Annotated in this window: 16 protein-coding genes; 8 read left to right on the top strand and 8 right to left on the bottom strand. The window is 68.8% G+C overall.

Going from position 1 to position 17,147, the window contains the following annotated elements:
• The first annotated feature begins 162 nt into the window (after positions 1–162).
• The 7 genes from ABZV40_RS43005 to ABZV40_RS42975 all read left to right on the top strand — a co-directional run bounded on the left by ABZV40_RS43005 (position 163) and on the right by ABZV40_RS42975 (position 6,310).
• Entirely contained in the window at positions 163–852 is a 690-nt protein-coding gene (locus tag ABZV40_RS43005; protein WP_355455468.1) for a TetR/AcrR family transcriptional regulator, read from the top strand.
• Positions 842–1,039 carry a ferredoxin gene (locus ABZV40_RS43000; RefSeq protein WP_355455466.1) on the top strand — a complete coding sequence of 66 codons (198 nt, stop codon included), beginning with the start codon at positions 842–844 and terminating at the stop codon, positions 1,037–1,039. The genes ABZV40_RS43005 and ABZV40_RS43000 overlap by 11 nt, the downstream gene beginning before the upstream one ends.
• On the top strand, positions 1,036–2,247 hold the full coding sequence (locus ABZV40_RS42995; protein WP_355455464.1) for an FAD-dependent oxidoreductase: 1,212 nt from the start codon (positions 1,036–1,038) through the stop codon (positions 2,245–2,247). Before ABZV40_RS43000 ends, ABZV40_RS42995 begins: the two co-directional genes overlap by 4 nt.
• Positions 2,248–2,288: 41 nt before the next feature.
• Positions 2,289–3,512, top strand: a complete 1,224-nt coding sequence (locus ABZV40_RS42990) for a cytochrome P450 (protein WP_355455462.1) — start codon at positions 2,289–2,291, stop codon at positions 3,510–3,512.
• Positions 3,513–3,524: 12 nt separating this feature from the next.
• Positions 3,525–3,737 (top strand): hypothetical protein, encoded by a 213-nt coding sequence (locus ABZV40_RS42985; RefSeq protein ID WP_355455460.1) that lies wholly within the window; start codon positions 3,525–3,527, stop codon positions 3,735–3,737.
• Positions 3,738–3,862: 125 nt separating this feature from the next.
• The gene (locus ABZV40_RS42980; RefSeq protein ID WP_355455458.1) at positions 3,863–5,110 is read left to right on the top strand and encodes a cytochrome P450; all 1,248 of its coding nucleotides are present in this window, start codon (positions 3,863–3,865) and stop codon (positions 5,108–5,110) included.
• A gap of 243 nt (positions 5,111–5,353) precedes the next feature.
• Entirely contained in the window at positions 5,354–6,310 is a 957-nt protein-coding gene (locus ABZV40_RS42975) for an alpha/beta hydrolase (RefSeq protein ID WP_355455457.1), read from the top strand.
• A gap of 379 nt (positions 6,311–6,689) precedes the next feature.
• On the opposite strand, the gene ABZV40_RS42970 is transcribed toward ABZV40_RS42975, so the two are convergent.
• From ABZV40_RS42970 to ABZV40_RS42935, 8 genes are all read right to left on the bottom strand, one after another.
• Complete coding sequence (locus ABZV40_RS42970) at positions 6,690–7,013, bottom strand: 2Fe-2S iron-sulfur cluster-binding protein (RefSeq protein WP_355455455.1); 324 nt, start codon at positions 7,011–7,013, stop codon at positions 6,690–6,692.
• A 1-nt stretch (position 7,014) separates the two neighbouring features.
• Positions 7,015–8,256: an FAD-dependent oxidoreductase gene (locus tag ABZV40_RS42965; RefSeq protein WP_355455453.1), complete on the bottom strand. Its 1,242-nt coding sequence runs from the start codon at positions 8,254–8,256 to the stop codon at positions 7,015–7,017.
• Entirely contained in the window at positions 8,253–9,518 is a 1,266-nt protein-coding gene (locus tag ABZV40_RS42960) for a cytochrome P450 (RefSeq protein WP_355455451.1), read from the bottom strand. Before ABZV40_RS42960 ends, ABZV40_RS42965 begins: the two co-directional genes overlap by 4 nt.
• A gap of 69 nt (positions 9,519–9,587) precedes the next feature.
• Positions 9,588–10,931: a D-arabinono-1,4-lactone oxidase gene (locus ABZV40_RS42955; RefSeq protein ID WP_355455449.1), complete on the bottom strand. Its 1,344-nt coding sequence runs from the start codon at positions 10,929–10,931 to the stop codon at positions 9,588–9,590.
• Positions 10,932–10,978: 47 nt separating this feature from the next.
• On the bottom strand, positions 10,979–12,229 hold the full coding sequence (locus ABZV40_RS42950; RefSeq protein WP_355455447.1) for an MFS transporter: 1,251 nt from the start codon (positions 12,227–12,229) through the stop codon (positions 10,979–10,981).
• A gap of 26 nt (positions 12,230–12,255) precedes the next feature.
• Positions 12,256–13,434, bottom strand: a complete 1,179-nt coding sequence (locus ABZV40_RS42945) for an amino acid deaminase/aldolase (protein ID WP_355455482.1) — start codon at positions 13,432–13,434, stop codon at positions 12,256–12,258.
• Between the two features lie 71 nt (positions 13,435–13,505).
• Entirely contained in the window at positions 13,506–14,360 is an 855-nt protein-coding gene (locus tag ABZV40_RS42940) for an SDR family NAD(P)-dependent oxidoreductase (RefSeq protein ID WP_355455445.1), read from the bottom strand.
• A 37-nt stretch (positions 14,361–14,397) separates the two neighbouring features.
• Positions 14,398–15,369 carry an SMP-30/gluconolactonase/LRE family protein gene (locus tag ABZV40_RS42935; protein ID WP_355455443.1) on the bottom strand — a complete coding sequence of 324 codons (972 nt, stop codon included), beginning with the start codon at positions 15,367–15,369 and terminating at the stop codon, positions 14,398–14,400.
• A gap of 132 nt (positions 15,370–15,501) precedes the next feature.
• On the opposite strand from ABZV40_RS42935, the gene ABZV40_RS42930 reads away from it, so the two are divergent.
• Complete coding sequence (locus tag ABZV40_RS42930) at positions 15,502–17,034, top strand: succinic semialdehyde dehydrogenase (RefSeq protein ID WP_355455441.1); 1,533 nt, start codon at positions 15,502–15,504, stop codon at positions 17,032–17,034.
• Positions 17,035–17,147 lie beyond the last annotated feature (113 nt).

The raw sequence follows: 17,147 nt of genomic DNA, 5'->3' as shown, positions 1-17,147 counted from the left end.
CACTCAAGCATGACAGCGAATTAAATCAGCTGTTTGACCTCGCGCCAGAAGTGCGCTTAACTGGTCGAGCAGGTCGTTCGACTGGATGGAGGACGTGATGCACCAGAACGGGGCAAGCATCGCCGGAGGCGTTGCGCGAGCAGCGCTGGCGGGGTGGTGACCGTGGCGGGCAGGACGGTGCGGCCCGAACGGGGCGGTGCGACGCGGGAGCTGATCCTGGCCACGGCGGAGCGGCTGTTCGCCGAGAACGGCATGCACGCGGTGTCCAACCGGCAGATCGGCGAGGCCGCGGGGCAGAGCAACACCGCGGCGGTCGGCTACCACTTCGGCACGAAAGCCGACCTGGTGCGGGCCATCGCCCGCAAGCACACCGACCAGATGGAGCACCTGCGGGTGTACATGATGGCCGAGGTCACGGCCTCGGCCGGGTTGCGGGACTGGGTGGCCTGCCTGGTGCGCCCCTTCACCGAGCACCTGGCGGCGCTGGAAGGCCCGAGCTGGTACGCCCGGTTCCTCGCCCAGGTGGCCTCCGATCCCGCCCTGCACGACATCACGGTCGAGGAGTCGCTCGCGTCGCCCTCGCTGCGACTACTGCTGGACCGGTTGAACGGATCGATGCCAGATCTTCCGGCCGTGGTGCGCGCGCAGCGATGGGCCATGGCTCGTCACCTGGTCCTGCAGATGTGTGTCGACCAGGAACGTGCTCTTGCGGAGGGAAACCGGCAGGCCACTGGCTTTCCGGTGAGCTGGGACGCCCTCACCGCCGACCTGGTCGATGTGATCGTCGCGCTGTGGCGGGCCCCGGTCACCTCACATTCGTCCACTGTGGAGAGGAAAGCCGATGAAGGTTGAGATCGACGACGTCAAGTGTGTCGCCGCCGGGCAGTGCGTGCTGCTGGCACCGGAGGTGTTCGACCAGCGCGACGAGGACGGCATCGTGGTGCTGCTGGACGACCAGCCCGCGACCGAGTCGCACCCCGCGGTCCGGGAGTCGGCGCTGGTGTGCCCCGCCGCGGCCATTCGCCTGGTCGAGCCGTGAACCGGGTGGTGATCGTCGGCGCCTCGGCGGGTGGCCTGGCCACCGCGGAGGCGCTGCGCCGGCTGGGCTACGCCGGTGTGATCACGCTCGTGGGTGAGGAGGTCCATCCGCCCTACGACCGGCCGCCGCTGTCGAAACAGATCCTGGCCGGGCAGTGGACGCCGGACCGGCTCGCCCTGCGCGGCCAGGCGGAGATCGACGCGCTGAACCTGGACCTGCGCCTGGGTGTGGCCGCGACCGGTGTGGACGTGGCCGGGCGGGCGGTGGCGCTGGCCGACGGCGACCACCTGCCGTACGAGGCACTGGTCGTCGCGACCGGCGTTCGCCCCCGCCGCCTGCCGGGCACCGATGGTCTGACCGGGGTGCACACGCTGCGCACCCTTGAGGACGCGATGGCGCTCAAGGCCCGCTTGCGGCCGGGGCGCCGGCTGGTGATCGTCGGTGCCGGGTTCGTCGGCGCCGAGGTCGCCGCCGTCGCCCAGGGCCTCGGCGTCGAGGTGACGATGCTCGAAGCCGCCCCGGTACCGCTGGGACCGGCTGTCGGCGACGACGTCGGCAGGTTCCTGGCGAGGGTCCACCTCGACCACGGGATCACACTGCGCACGGGAGTCTCGGTCGCCCGCGTCCTCGGCGAGGCGGGCGAGGTGTCCGGTGTGGAGCTCGCCGACGGCAGCGTCATCGCGGCGGACGACGTACTGGTGGCCATCGGTTCGGTGCCCAACACCGAATGGCTGGCCGGCAGCGGCCTCACCGTCCACGACGGACTGATCGCCGACCGGTACTGCGCGGCCGGGCCCGGGGTGTACGGGGTCGGGGACGTCGTCCGCTGGCACAACCCCCTGTTCGACACCGCGATGCGCATCGAGCACCGCACCAACGCCGCCGAGCAGGGCATGGCCGTCGCCCGCACCCTGCTCGACCCCGGCCGGCCGCACCCGTTCGCACCGGTCCCGTACGTGTGGTCGGACCAGTACGACATGAAGATCCAGATCTACGGCTACCTGCGCGACCACGAGGAAACCGCCGTCATCGACGGCGATCTGTCCGGCGCCTCGGACTCGCGGCGGTTCCTCGTCGCCTACCGCCGCGGCGACCGCCTGGCCGGGGTGATCGCCGCCGGCGTGTCACCGAAGCTCCTGCGTGGGTGGCGCGCCCTCATCGCCGCGGGCAGCACCTGGGACGCGGCCATGACGAGCGCCGCCGCCTGATCCTCACCAGCTTCGCCAGAACACCCACTCAAGGAGTGACGATGACTGCTGCCCAGAACACGAACGACGTGGTCGAGCTGCCGGAGTTCCCGGGCTCGCGTGACCCGCGCTGCCCGTTCGACCCGCCACCCCAGCAGGCGCAGTGGCAGGAGGGCGAAGGGCTGGGACGGGCGGTGTGGAGCGGCTCACCGTTGTGGGTGGTGACCCGGCACGAGGACATCCGGGAGGTCTTGGCCGATCAGCGGTTCAGCGCGGACTTCCTCCGCCCGGACTTCCCCGGCTGGACACCGGCCAGCGCGCACCAGCCGCCGACTTTCCCTCGGATGGATGATCCCGAGCACGCCCGGTTGCGGCGCATGCTCACCAAGGATTTCACTGTCAAACAGGTCGAGCTGAAGCGGCCGCAGATCCAGCAGATCGTCGACGCGCACCTGGAGCAGATGATCGACAAGGGCGCGCCGGCGGACCTGGTGCACGACTTCGCACTGCCGATCCCGTCGCTGGTGATCTCGCTGATGCTCGGTGTTCCCTACGAGGCCCATCCGTTCTTCCAGCAGCACAGCCACACCGTGAACGACACGACCGCCACGCCCGAGGAGAAGGGCGCCGCGCAGGCGGCCCTGTTCGGTTTCCTGCTCGACCTGGTGGGCCGCAAGGAGAAGGAGCCGGGCGACGACATCATCAGCAGGCTGCTCGCCGAACACGTCGCCACCGGCGAGCTCACCAGGGAAGCCGTGGCGATGACCGGCATGATCCTGCTGATCGCCGGTCACGAGACCACCGCCAACATGCTCGGCCTCGGCACCCTGGCCCTGCTGGAGAACCCCGATCAGGCCGCGCGCCTGCGCGACACCGACGACCCCAAGCTGGTCGCGAACGCGGTCGAGGAACTGATGCGGTACCTCACGATCATCCAGGACGCGCTCGTGCGAGTGGCCAAAGAGGACGTCACCGTCGGCGGGCAGCTCGTCCGCGCCGGCGAAGGCGTGATCATGAGCCTGCCGGCCGGTAACCGGGACACCTCCGTCTTCACCGACCCCGACACGTTCGACATCGACCGCGCCAACGCCCGCACGCACGTCGGGTTCGGCTTCGGCATCCACCAGTGCCTCGGGCAGGCACTGGCCCGCGCAGAAATGCAGATCGCGCTGACCAGCCTGCTGCGCCGGCTGCCGACCCTGCGGCTGGCCGTGCCGATCGAGGAGATCGAGTCCCGCCACGGCTCAGCCACCTACGGCGTCCACAAGCTCCCCGTCACCTGGTAGAGGAAAATCACCATGACACGACAGGTGCTGGTCGTCATCGGCGTCGGCGGTATGGGCCAGGCGATCGTCCGCCGCCCAGGTTCCGGGAAGTCCGTGCTGCTGGCCGACTTCAACGACACCACCCTGCACACCACCGCCGACACACTGCGCGGCGAAGGCCACGACATCACCCCGCTGCGCGTCGACGGCGGCGTGGTCGCGGGCAAGGTCCAGCTGCCCGTGTGACGCGGTGCCTTCCACGCTCGTCTTCACCCACCACGAGAAGCGGTCCCGCAAGGGCGCTTTCACCCCCTATCTGCTCGTCCCACCTCGACAGCCGCTGTCCGTCGGCCGGCTCGAAGGAGAGATCAGTGACCAGCGCGATTCCGGAATACGACCTCACGCGGAAGCCGGGCTGCCCGTTCGACCCGGCGCCCGCCATGCACGCACGCCACGCAGAAGGCCCGGTGACCCGGGTACGGCTGTGGGATGGCAGCACTCCCTGGCTGGTGACCGGCCACGCCGAGCACCGCGCACTGCTGGCCGACCCGAGGGTCAGCGTCGACCACTCACACCCCGGCATGCCGAGGGTCACCCAGGGCGCCAGGCCGACCGAAGCCGAGATGGCTCAGCTGATGGAGGTGCTGAAGGACCGGCCCGCGCCCGGCCTGAGCTTCATCATGATGGACGACCCCGAGCACGCCCGGCTGCGGCGGATGGTCACCGCCACGTTCATGATCAAGCGAATGGAGGCGATGCGACCGGCCGTGCAGAAGATCGTCGACGAGTTCATCGACGCGATGCTCGCCGGTCCGAAGCCGGTGGACCTGGTCGAGGCGTTCGCGCTCCCCGTGCCCTCACTGGTCATCTGCGAACTGCTCGGCGTCCCCTACGACGAGCACGACCTCTTCCAGCACAACAGCAAGATCATCATCAACCGCGCCTCGACCGCTCTGCAGCGCATGCAGGCCCAGCTCGAGCTCGGCGACTACCTCGACGAACTGCTCGCGGAGAAGCTCGCCAACCCCGGCGACGACCTGCTGTCCACATTGGCCGAACGCGTCAAGTCCGGTGACCTGGAACGGCAGGAAGCCGTGTCGATGGCCGTGCTGATGCTGTTCGCCGGCCACGAAACCACCGCGAACATGATCGCGCTCGGCACCCTCGCACTGCTCCAGCACCCCGACCAACTCGCCGTGCTGCGCGACACCGACGACCCGAAACTGATCGCGAACGCGGTCGAGGAACTCCTGCGCTACCTGACCATCACCCACGGCGGGCTGCAGCGTGTCGCACTGGCCGACATCGAGCTCGGCGGCCAGACGATCCGCGAAGGCGACGGCATCCTCGTGGTCAACGAGACCGCCAACCGCGACCCCGCCGTCTTCGCCGACCCCGACCACCTCGACCTGCACCGCGACGCCCGCCAGCACGCGACCTTCGGCCACGGCATCCACGCCTGCGCCGGGCAACCACTCGCACGGCTGGAGCTCCAGGTCGTCTACCCAGCCCTGCTCCGCCGCATCCCCACCCTCCGGCTCGCCACCGACCTGGACAAGATCCCGTTCAAACACGACGGATTCGTCTACGGCGTCTACGAACTCCCGGTGACCTGGTGAATCCGGCCCGCAGGACTGCCCGCGGGGCCACGGCGGCCCCCACGCCGCGGTCCTGCGGAAAGCTGCAGGTGGAGGGCGGCAATGCCTGACCACGGCTTCCACCCGGACCTGCGCCTCGCGCGCCGGCTGCCACGCCTCGCCATCAGGAACCGTTCGTCTACGCCGGCTGTGGCCACGCGCCCGCCAGCAGCCACCCGTTCTGGGCACCAGTCCCGGACCCGACAGTGAAAGCAGGTCTGCACCATGACCGACTACGCCTTCGACCCGGAGCTCATTCCGTGGATCGACGTGCTGCCCGATGCCCCGATGCGCACCTACGAAGAGCTGCTCGCCACCCGCGCGCAGATGTCGGAATTCCTCGTGCAGATGCCCGTGTACGAGCCCGGCCAGCCGATCGACGTCCGCGACGAGCTCATCCCCGGCCCCGACGGCGCACCCGACGTCCGCGTCCGGATCTACACGCCCCGGTCCGCCGATGAACCCAGGCCTGGACTCGTGTACATCCACGGCGGCGGGTTCGTCAGCGGCGACATCGACACGACCGACACCTTCTGCCTGACCTACGCCGACAAACTCGGCATCGTCGTGGTGTCAGTGGACTACCGGCTGGCGCCCGAGACGCCGTTCCCCGGCCCGGTCGAGGACTGTTACGCGGCGCTGGTGTGGACCGCCAACAAGGCCACCGAGCTCGGTGTCGACCCTGCTCGGATCGGGGTCGCGGGCGCGAGCGCGGGCGGCGGCCTGGCCGCGGGAACCGTGCTGCTGGCCCGCGACCGCGGTGGCCCCGCGATCGTCTTCCAGCACCTCGGCATCCCCGAGCTGGACGACCGGCTGGAGACCGAGTCCATGCGCGAGTACGCGGACACTCCACTGTGGAACTCACCGAAAGCGGCCTTCAGCTGGGACAGCTACCTGGGCGAAGGAAAGCGAGGCACCGCGGACGTCTCACCGTACGCCGCGCCCGCGCGTGCCACGGACCTGTCAGGGCTGCCACCGACCGTCGTCACGGTGTGCCAGTTCGACCCGTTGCGGGACGAGGGCATGGAGTACGCCCGGCGGCTGTCACAGGCCAACGTGCCGACCGAACTCCGCGGCTACCCAGGCACGTTTCACGGTTCGGCCGCGATCACCAAAGCCGCAGTGACCCAGCGGATGGCAGCCGACGAACTGGACGACCTGCGCCGCGGACTCGGAGCCTGAGCCTTGTAGCGTCGACGACATGCGTGCGGTGTCGCCGAGCCGGTCGAGCGGTTCGGCAACACCGCGTCGCTCGTGATCGACAGTGAGCGGGGCCACCCACACGGCACACCAAGCCGCGGCACGAGACTCAGAACGCTGCCGAAACCGAACAGAAACACCAGCCCCACAACCGCCGCGATGATCACTGTGACCGCTGGGATCATGTCCCGCGGGCCCTGAACGTGACGCCCGATCGTGAAACCGTGTCGGGACAACGCCTCACCGGGAGTCCACACAGGACTGAGGCCGGCGCGCCGCTCGTCGACCCGCCTGCTCAGCTCGGTGAGCCCGGCACCGAGCCTGCCCGAGCCACCCAGGCACTCGAGACATGGCCCGTCCCTCAGAACTGAGTGTCGGGAATCTGCACTTCCATCCCGGCCATGTCGGCTGTCACGGGGATTTGGCAGGTGAGGCGGCTGTTGGAGGTGCGTGACGCCGGTACCCCCTCGAGGATCATCTCCTCGTTTTCATCAGCCGGCGGGAGGAGCGGCAGGTACTTCTCGTCGATGTAGGCGTGACAGGTTCCGCAGGAGGCGCAGCCGCCGCAGTCGCCGATGATGCCGGGCACGAGGTGGTCGAGTGCCGCCTGCTTGAGGCTTTGGCCGACGACGGCCTCCACGGGGTGCGGTGTTCCGTCGGCCTCGATGAACCTGATCTCTGGCACGTCAGGCACTCCTTTCTGCGGTGGATTGGTGTCGCTTCATCAGTTCGGACAGCGGGAGGTCTTCGGAGGCGGCTTCCTCCCCGGTCATGGCGGCCCGCGCCGTGACGAGTTGGCGGGCGGCCGTGAAATCCCGCGGCCGGTTGACCGCGTGCAGGCCGGTGATGATGCCGTTGCGCAGGTACACCACGCTGAAGGAGTTCGATGACGGGTCGCCGCGGACGACCTCTGTGTCGCCGGTCTGCGGCAGGCCGGCCATCTGGATCTTGTGGTCGTACTGATCGGACCAGAACCATGGCGCCGCAAAGCGCTCGGTCGGCTTTCCGCACAAGGTCCGGGCCGCGATTCTGGCCTGGTCAGTAGCGTTTTGAACGGATTCGAGGCGCACGCTGCGGCCGAGGAAACCGTGCCGCTGTCGCGTGCAGTCGCCCGCGGCGACGATGTCGGGGTCCTCGGTCCTGGCCACGGCGTCGACCAGGACACCGTCGTCGGTGGCCAGTCCCGCGGTGGCGGCGAGGGTGTCGTTCGGAGCGATCCCCACGCCGGTCAGGATCAGGTCGGCTCTGACCACGGTGTCGTCGCTGAGCTCCGCGAGGAGGGCTCCGTCGCGCTGGGCGACGCTGCGGACGGACACGCCCGTGCGCAGATCGACGCCGTGATCGCGGTGCTCGCGTTCGGCGAAGGCGGAGACGGCCGGTGGGCACGTCCGGGCCAGGACTCGCGGCTGGGCCTCTACGAGCGTCACCGCGATTCCCATGTCTGTCGCTGCGGCCGCCGTCTCCAGGCCGATGAATCCGCCACCGATGATCAGCAGGGTGCCACCGGACTGCAGTTCCTGCCGCAGCGCGATCGCGTCGTCGAGGTGGTGCAGAGTCCTGCCCGCGACGTGGCCGGAGCCGAACCGGAGAGGACGCGGACTGCCACCGGTGGTGAGAGCCAGCTTGTCGTAGCGCAACGTGCGCCCGTCCGCCAAGGCGACGGATCGTGTCCGGCGGTCGATCCCGACCGCGGTGGTGTCGAGTTCGACCTCGATGCCGGCGTTGGTGTAGGTGTCCAGGGCGCGGGTCCGCAGTTCCTCCTGCTCGACCTCGCCGCGCAAGAACGCTTTGGACAGGGGCGGACGCTGGTAGGGCAGATGGCGTTCGGCCCCGACGAGCAGGATCCGGTCGCTGAAACCGTTCTGCCGCAGTGCCACGGCCAGTTCCGAGCCGGCCTGTCCCGCACCGACGATGACGACGGTCTTCACCGGTGCACCCGTCGGATGGTGACCGGCAACGCCGTCAGCTGCCGCATCATGGTGTGGGCCGCCCATTCGTGATCGTCCCCGACCAGTGCGATATCGACATCGGGCGCGGTCAGCGCGGTCACGGCGATCTCGGTGAGCATCCGGGCCACGTTCCTGCCCGGGCACAGATGGGCACCGCCGCCGAAGGTCGCGCCGTGCTGGATCGGCCGGGTCAGCCGGTAGCTGTCGGGGTCGTCGAAGACCTCAGGATCGCGATTCGCCGAGGCCCACATCATGACGACCGGCGTGCCGGCGGGGATGGAGACGCCGTTGTACTCGACGTCCTGCAGCGTCAGTCGCTGGCTGAGCATCAGCGGGGACTCCAGACGTGTGCCCTCGTAGAAGGCACTGGTGACCAACGCCGGGTCGGCACGGACCTGCTCCAGGGCCGTCCCGTCGCTCAGCATGCGGAAGACCACGTTCTCGATCGCCACACCGATCGTGTGGAAGCCGTCGAAGAAGTTCGAGGCCACCAACGAGCCGATGTCCTCAGGCTTGCCCTCCATGTCGATCGTGGCGAGTTCGGCCGCCATGCCGTCGAGAAGCGCGTTGCCTCCGTCCGACCAGGTCTTCCGAACGGCATCTCCGACCACGTCCATGTACGTCGCCGCAGCAGAGAACAAGCGCTGCGACTGCTCGGGCGTGCGGGTGAGCAGGAACGTCAGGCTCATCTCCTCCATGAGGTGCTGGACGTCCGCCGCCTGGTCCCTGCTCAGCCCGAGTTGCTCGGCCCAGAAACGGGTGACGAACCGCCCGGCGAACTCCCGGGAGAAGTCGGTCCGGTCGCGCTCGGCGCACTCCTCGACAAGTTCCTGTGTGAGGCGTTCGGCGGCGGGAGCGAAACGGAGGATGTTCCGGGGCATCAGTTGCCGGACCAGGAGATTGCGGTACGGCTGATGCAGCGGAGGGTTGGAGGTGAACACCTGGTTCCGCAGGAACCTGCCGTACCCTTCGGTCTGTTCGGGATCCGGTTTGACCACGGGCCCGGAGCCGAGATCCGCTTCGGTGGCCATCCACAGGACGATGTCCGCGGGCACGTTGCCCAGCGCCGGATTCGCCGCAAGCGTCCTGGCGTCCTTGTTGCGGAGCACGACGAGACTGTCCATCGGGCCCCGGAGAAAGTCGGTCCTTTCTCGGCCCCGCAACTCCCGTGCCGCTTCCACGAAGTCGCGTGAGAAATCGTCGAACGGGATCAAGTCCTCGATGGCGGGAAGATCTGCCATCGAAGTCAGCTGTGTGGAGGACATGGGTTGACTACCACCTTTCGGTGATGAGCTGTGGACCGGGCCGGGTCAGTCGCCCAGGACTCGTCGCAGGTATGCGTTGCCGAAGCGCCGATCCGGATCGAGGCGGTCACGCAGTGCGGTGAATTCACCGAAGCGTGGATACGTCGCCGCGAAGTAGTCGGCGTCACGTGTGTGCAGCTTGCCCCAGTGCGGGCGACCGCCGTGCGCGGTGAAGATGCGCTCCGCCGCGGCGAAGTACTCATGGAAGGGCATGCCCCGGTAGGTGTGGACGGCGATGTATCCGCTCTCACGACCCGACGCGGTGGAGAGGGTGATGTCGTCCGCGGGTGCCGTACGCACTTCCACCGGAAAGCTGATCCGCAGATTCGAACGGTCGACCACGGCCTTCAACTCGCGCAGGGCGTCGATCAGTGCCTCGCGCGGGAGGGCGTACTCCATCTCGATCATCTTCACGCGGCGGGGAGACGTGAAGACCTTGTACGGGATGTTCGTGTAGCTGCGGGCGGAAAGAGCACGGCTCGACACCCGCGCCATGGCCGGGACGGCGGCGGGCACGGCTTGCCCCAGCCAGTTGACTGCCTGGAAAACGCCGTTGGAGAGGAACTCGTCCTCGAACCAGCCTCTGAACCGGCCCATCGGGGCGAGCGGACCTGCGCTGCGGTTGTTGCGCATGGTGTTGCAGTTGTCGGTGTGCGGGAACCAGTAGAACTCGAAGTGCTCGTTGGCCGCGTGGAGTTCGTCGAAAGTCGCGGTGACCCTGTCGAACGTCATCGGTTCGTCGTGCGCGGTGAGAAGGAACAGCGGTTCCACGGCGAGCGTGATGGCACTGACGACCCCGAGCGCGCCCAGCCCGATGCGTGCGGCGGCGAACACGTCCGGGTTCTCCTTCTCGGAGCACGTGAGCAACGAGCCGTCCGCCGTCACCAGTTCAAGGCCGCGGATCTGGGCCGCGATCGAGGCCGAGCTGCGGCCCGTGCCGTGAGTGCCCGTACTGGTCGCGCCGGCGACGGTCTGCTCCATGATGTCGCCCATGTTGGTGAGTGACAGGCCTTCCCGGGTCAGGGCGACGTTCAGGTCCCTGAGCCGTGTGCCGGCTTCCACGGTCACGGTTGCGGCCTCCCGGTCGACAGCGCGAACGCCGGTGAGACGGTCAGGCCGGATCAGCACGCCCTCGGTCGCGGCAGCGGCGGTGAACGAGTGGCCGCTGCCGACGGGCTTCACCGGCAGGCCGTCCTCGGCCGCCTCGCGCACAACGGCGCGGAGCTCATCGACCGAGGCGGGTGCGACATCCCTCACCGGGCGGGCGGTGACGTTCCCGGCCCAGTTCCGCCACACACTCCTGTTCGCGCGGTCCTCGCCCGCGTGCGCGCCGTAGCGGGTCGTTGCCAAGTCCTGCTCCCTTCTCGGTGGGTTGGGCGGTGGTGCCGTTCGCGTAGCTAGCGGACGGAACGGATCTGGTAGGTGAGCACCGCTCCGACCGCGGCACCGACACCGACGGTGACGAACAGGACGGGATAGCCCAGTCCCGAGGTGATGATCACGCTCGCGATCAGCGGAGCCAGCGTCGGCGGCACGAGCGCTCCGATGTTCATGATCCCGAGATCCTTGGCGCGGCTGTGGGCGTCGGGCAGGACCTGGGTGATCAGGGCTTGGTCGACTGCCATGTAGGCGCCGAACCCACCACCCATCAGCGCGGACGCCACGATGTCCATGGACAGACTGGGAAACGCCGCGAGCAGGAAACCGGCCAACGCCTGGAGCAGCGCGGCCATGGCCACGAAGATCCGCCGCCGGCCCAAGCGGTCGGACAGCACGCCCGCGACCGCGGTGGCCACCAGCCCGGCGACGAGGTAGACGACGGTGATCAGCAGCAGGCTGGTCTCCGGGTCGGCGACCTGAAGGCCGTCGATGAGGAAGTACAACGCGTAGCAGGTGCCCAGCGAGTTGGCGAGGTTGACCAGCAAGCGCGCGCCGAAAGCCCAGGCGAATTCGCGATCCTTCAACGATCGGCCGAGAGACGTGACCACCGTCCGCAGTCCCAGCACCTGTTGTGCTTGGTGTGCCACCTCTCGGTAGAAAAGCACGAAGGGCAGGGCGCACACGATCAGCAAGGCGGCGATGAGCAGGTAGGCCCGTGCGGTGGAGAGGCTGAAGGCGGCGACCACGGCGATGCCGACCACGACGCCGAGGGCCTGCGGACCGTAGATGGCGCTGGAGATCAGGCCGCGCTGGCGTTCGGGGACGCGGTCGGCGATCACGGCGGTCAGTCCGGCCGTGGCGGCGCTGAGCCCGAGCATGGTCGCCGACCAGGCGACGGTCACTCCGAGCACGGTGGTCTGCTCGCCGGTGATCACCACTCCCGCGGCGAACACCAGTGCACCGCCACCCAGCCACGCCCGTCGCCGTCCGAAGCGGTTGCGGGAACGGTCACACAGCGCGCCGCACACCGGCAGGGCGATCAGGACGACCAAGCCGGACGCGGCGTTGACGAGGGCGAAGTCGGTGACCTTGTGCTCGGGGTCGATGAGCTGCAACTGCTGCGGCAACAACAGTTGCAGGGGAACGAGGTTGGCCATCCAGTAGCCGAACCAGACCAGGCTGAACGCGGCCGTCCAGCGACGGGAGACCGGCGCAGCGGGACCGTGGGAGGAGATCGCGACGGCGGAAGACGTGAACTCGGTGGACATGTGGCCTCTTGGGGGGTGGGGTTCGGTCAGAGGAAGGCGTGCCCTTCGCCGCGGTAGGTGGGTACCTGGTCGACGATCTGATGGCCCGACACCAGGTGCAGGACGTTGACGCGTTCGCACAGCTCGCCGGCTTTGGCGTGCCGCAACCACACCTGCTCGCCGAGCCGCATCCCGTGCGCGGCCTGGCCCAGCACCGGCGTCTGAACCTCCCCCGCTCCTTCGAGGCCGGTCAGCCGAAGGCCGCGGGGCCAGGTCGGGGTGGGCAGCCGATCAGGGCCGATCGGACCGGACGCGACCCAGCCGCCACCGAGCAGAGTGGCGATCTTCGACGTGGGACGCCGCACGACGGGCAGGACGAAGAAGGCCGCCGGGCGGGGCTTGAAGCGGCGGTAGAAGTCGAACAGTCCCGGCCCGTAGAGGCCGGACCCGGCGCCGATCTCGGTGATGACGTGCTCGGCGGCGGTTTGTTCGATGGAGCCGGTGCCGCCGCCGTTGACGAACTCCAGCGGTGCGATGGCCTCGATGGCCGTGATCACGGCGGCACGACGCTCGGCGAGCTCCCGCGCGGAGAGGCGCTGCATCGCCCGCAGCGCCGCGCGCTTGAGCGGGGAGCCGGGCTGGTTGTCGCCCATGCCGGCGATCTGACCTTCGTAGGACATGAGGCCGGCCAGCCGGAATCCTGGTCGCTGCGTGATCGTTCGCGCGAGAGCCGCAGCCTGCTGCGGTGTGTGCGTCGGGGAGCGGTAGGGGCCCAGGTGGATGCGGCCGCCGAGCAGTTCCAGCGACGCGTCGAGGTCGATGCAGACGCGCAGGTCGGGTCGGCGCGATCCCACGGCGTCGTCGACGAAGTCCAGGTGGTCGATCGAGTCGATCATGAGGGTGATGCGGGCTGCGGCGCGTTCGTCCGCCGCGAGCTGACGAAGAGCGTCGCGGTCGGCGGTGGGATAGCCGATGACCACGTCCTCGTGGTCCTGGGCCAGGAACAGGGCTTCCGGCAACGTGAAGGCCAGAATGCCGTGATATCCCTGCCGTCCGGCGGCACGCTGGATGAGGTCGCGGCTGCGCACCGACTTGCTGGCCAGCCTGATGGTGGCGAGCCCGGCCGCCCGGCGCGCCAGGTCGGAGGCGTTGAGGTCGAACGCGTCGAGATCCACCACGGCGAACGGTGGATCCAGGTGCTCGGTGGCGCTGGCGAGCTGCACCATCCGGACCTCGCTCGACCCGGTGGTGATCAGAGATGTCATCGGCGGTGCGCTCATGGACCGATCCTTCGTGGTCATTCGGCGCGTCCGGCCACTGTGGACAGTCCGGCGCTTCCGGTGCGGATGAGCGTTTCCCGTTGCCGTCTTCCGCGCGCCTCGACGAGCGGCATGAGCCAGCGGATGAGCAGCGGAAGCGTGCCGGCGAGTCGCTGAACACGTCCCGCGAGCACGGGGAAGACCACTTCCACCGGCTTGGTCGCGATCGCGTCGACGACGACCTTCGCCACGGCCTGTGGTGTGGCCGCCTTCTCGGCGAAGGCGATCGCCGACGTCGGATCGGCCAGTTCCTGGTCCAGCATCTTCGTGCGCGTGGACGGCGGATGGATGATGGTGAAGTCCAGCGGGCCGTGCCGTTCCTCGAGCGCCACTGCGTGGTGGAAGGCGCGGACGGCGTGTTTGGTGCCGCCGTAGGTGGCATATCCGGGCAGCGCCAGGAACGAGCTCATGCTGCAGATCGTGATGATGTGACCGCGGCCGCGCGCCGTCATCCGCGGCAGTGCCGTGCAGACGCCGGTCATGGTGCCGAGCAGGTTGACCTCGACGATTTCGCGGTGCTGTTTCAGGCTGAGATCGCGGGTGTTGCCGGTGTGGATGATCCCGGCGTTGTTGATCAGCACATCGACCGGCCCGAACTCGGCCTCGGCGGTGTCGAACGCGGCACCCCAGCCGTCCGGGTCACGGATGTCGAGCGGAAAGGCCGCCGCCCTGTCGCCCAGGCGGCGGGCCGTGGTGTGCACGGCGTCGGCGTCGATGTCGGTGAGCAGCACGCGGTGGCCGCGCGCGATCGCGGTTTCCGCGGTGGCCGCTCCGATGCCGGTGGCGGCGCCGGTCACGAGCACGACGAGGTCGTTCTCGGGCTTCTTGCTCATGGGCTCAGACCCTCTTCCGGTCGTCGGGTCAGCGGGTTCACAGTGGAAAGACCTCGATGCGGCCCTGCCCCAGCTCGGCGGCCTCGACGGGGTCGTCGGTCGGGACGGTGGCCGCGAACAACGTCCTGCCGTTCTCCCCCGCCACCAGACAGCTCAGGGTGTGCTGGCTGGTGGCCACGCGGTCGACGACCTGGCCGCCGCGCGCCACCCGGACGCATTCACCGCGCAGCGCGTTCGCCACCCAGATGGTTTCTCCGTCTACGTGCCACGCGAGGCCGTCCGGGGCGATCGGTGAGGAGGAACGTTTCGCGATGGCCGGGTGGTCGAGCAGCGCCGAGATCCTCCTGGTGATCCGGCCGCGCAGGCCGGGGTCGTTGACCAGGCGCCACAGCAGCGGCGAGACCAGCGAGCCCCAGGGACGCCCGACGCCGAGCCTTCCGTCGGACTGCACCGGGAAGTCGGTGATGCGCAGGCCGAGCGTCTCGGCGGCGACCAGCGTCGTGCCGTCCGCGGTCAGCAGGAAGCCGTTGGGGAAGAGCAGCGGTTGCGAGAGCCCGAGCAACTCCCCGTCCGAGGCGAAACACGCGATCGGTGCCGTGGGAGGACCGGGCGGCGCGTAGAGCATCGAGTTCGGATGCTCGCGGTCGAACGTGTAGTAGTCGAAACCGAAGTTCCCCACGTACGCACGTCCGGCCGAGTCGACCAGCATGTCGTTCACCGGGCCTCCGGCGATGTGCCGCAGGTCCGCGTGCTCGACCAGTTCGCCGTCGGGCTCCCGGCGGTAGACGCAGCCGCCGTTCATCGACACGACGAGCAGACGGCCGTCCGGCAGCCAGCCGAGCCCACCGGCACCGCCGGGCACCTCGATGACCGTCTCCGGCGCCCCGCGCGTGTCCCAGCGGTGCACGGTGCCGTGCGCGAGGTCGGAGAACCACAGGGCCTCCTCGTGCCAGCGCAGGGACTCCGGCACACCGAATCCGGTCAAGACGATCTTCGCCGTCCGCTTCACACCGACTCCTCCCTGGTTTGACGTGCAACGTTGTCCGTGATGCAGAGTTGGTCGCTTGTATTGGACGCTTGACTTGTACGGGCGACCGTCTCATTCTGGGTGGACAGAAGTCAACGCCCGGCAGGAGATTTCGTGACCCAGCCTCGAACCCTCGGCACCGCCTCGGCTGCGGGCATCGCCGTGGACAACCCCGCCACGGGAGAAGTGATCGGCCAGATCGCCGACAGCACTGCGGAACAGGTCGAGGCAGCGGTCACGCGGGCCCGGCGAGCGCAGCCGGGCTGGGCACAGCTGACCGGGCGCGCTCGCGCGAAGCTGTTCGCCCGCGCCCGCCACTGGCTGCTGGACCACAGCCAGGAGGTCGTGGACTCGATCGTGGCGGAGAACGGCAAACCGGCAGAGGACGCGATCGTCGAGGTCGTCTACTGCGTCAGCGCCTTCGCCTACTGGGCCAAGCAGGGACCGCGCCTGCTCGCCACGACGAAGGTGCGGTCGCTGTCCCCGTTCGTCCTGGGGCGCGGCATGTTCACCCGCCGGGTACCACGCGGGGTCGTCGGCGTCATCGGGCCGTGGAACAACCCGCTGATCAACTCGTTCGGTGACGCCATTCCCGCGCTCGCCGCCGGCAACGCGGTCGTGCTGAAGCCCTCCGAGTACACGCCACTGACCGCGCTCCTCATGGTCAGGATGGCCCGCGAGTGCGGGTGGCCGGAGGACGTCTTCCAGGTCGTCACCGGCGCGGGTGCCACCGGCCGGGCCCTGGTGGACACCGCCGACTTCGTCATGTTCACCGGCTCGACGAAGACCGGTCGCGCGGTCGCGGCACGGGCGGGCGAGCGGCTGATCCCGTGCTCACTGGAACTCGGCGGCAAGGACGCCCTGATCGTCCTGGCGGATGCCGACATCGAGCGGGCCGTCAACGTCGCGCTGCACGGCGCCCTCGTCAACGGCGGTCAGATGTGCACCTCAGTCGAGCGCGTCTACGTCGAGGAGGCCGTGTACGACGAATTCGTGTCACGGCTCGAGAAGCGGTTCGGCGAACTGAGGCAGGCGAGACCGACCGGTCTGGGCAGTACCGACGTGGGCGCCATGACCTTCCCACCCCAACTGTCCACAGTGGCCGAACACGTCGAGGACGCGACCGACCGCGGCGCCCGGGTTCTGGCCGGAGGAAACCCCGGCCCGTGGCCTGGCCGGTTCTTCGAACCGACGCTGCTGGTCGACGTCGACCACACGATGACGTGCATGCGTGAGGAGACCTTCGGCCCCACGCTGCCCGTGATGAAGGTGGCGGACGCGGCCGAGGCGGTGCGGCTGACCAATGACAGCCAGTACGGCCTGCAGGCCACCATCGTCAGTTCGAACACCGCACGGGCACGCCGCCTTGCCGAACAACTCGAGGTCGGCTGCGTCACGATCAACGACGTCCAGACCAACTACATGGCACTGGGCCTGCCCATGGGCGGCTGGAAGGAATCAGGACTCGGCAGCCGGCACGGCGCCGAAGGAATCCTCAAGTACACCAAGCCCCAGGCCGTCTTCGTGAACCGGTTCCCGATGCGCCGCGACCTGAACATGCTCCCGTTCGATCCGTCGTCCTACCGCTTCCTCCTGCGTCTGGTGAACGCGTTGTACGGCAAGCGATGGCCCTTCGGAAAGAACTAAGCAGGCAGCCAGAAGTCATGTTCGCAACTCGCCGTCCGGTGAGGTGGATGAAGGGCTCCTTCCTCCACCTGGTGTGGATGAAGGAGCCCTTCATCCACGTAACTGCCCGGCAG

The sequence above is a fragment of the Lentzea sp. NPDC004782 genome (genome assembly GCF_040609115.1).
In the GTDB taxonomy this organism is placed as follows: Bacteria; Actinomycetota; Actinomycetes; order Mycobacteriales; family Pseudonocardiaceae; genus Lentzea.
The sequence above is the reverse complement of the archived record's forward strand: the minus strand, read 5'-3'. Positions and strand labels throughout refer to the sequence as shown.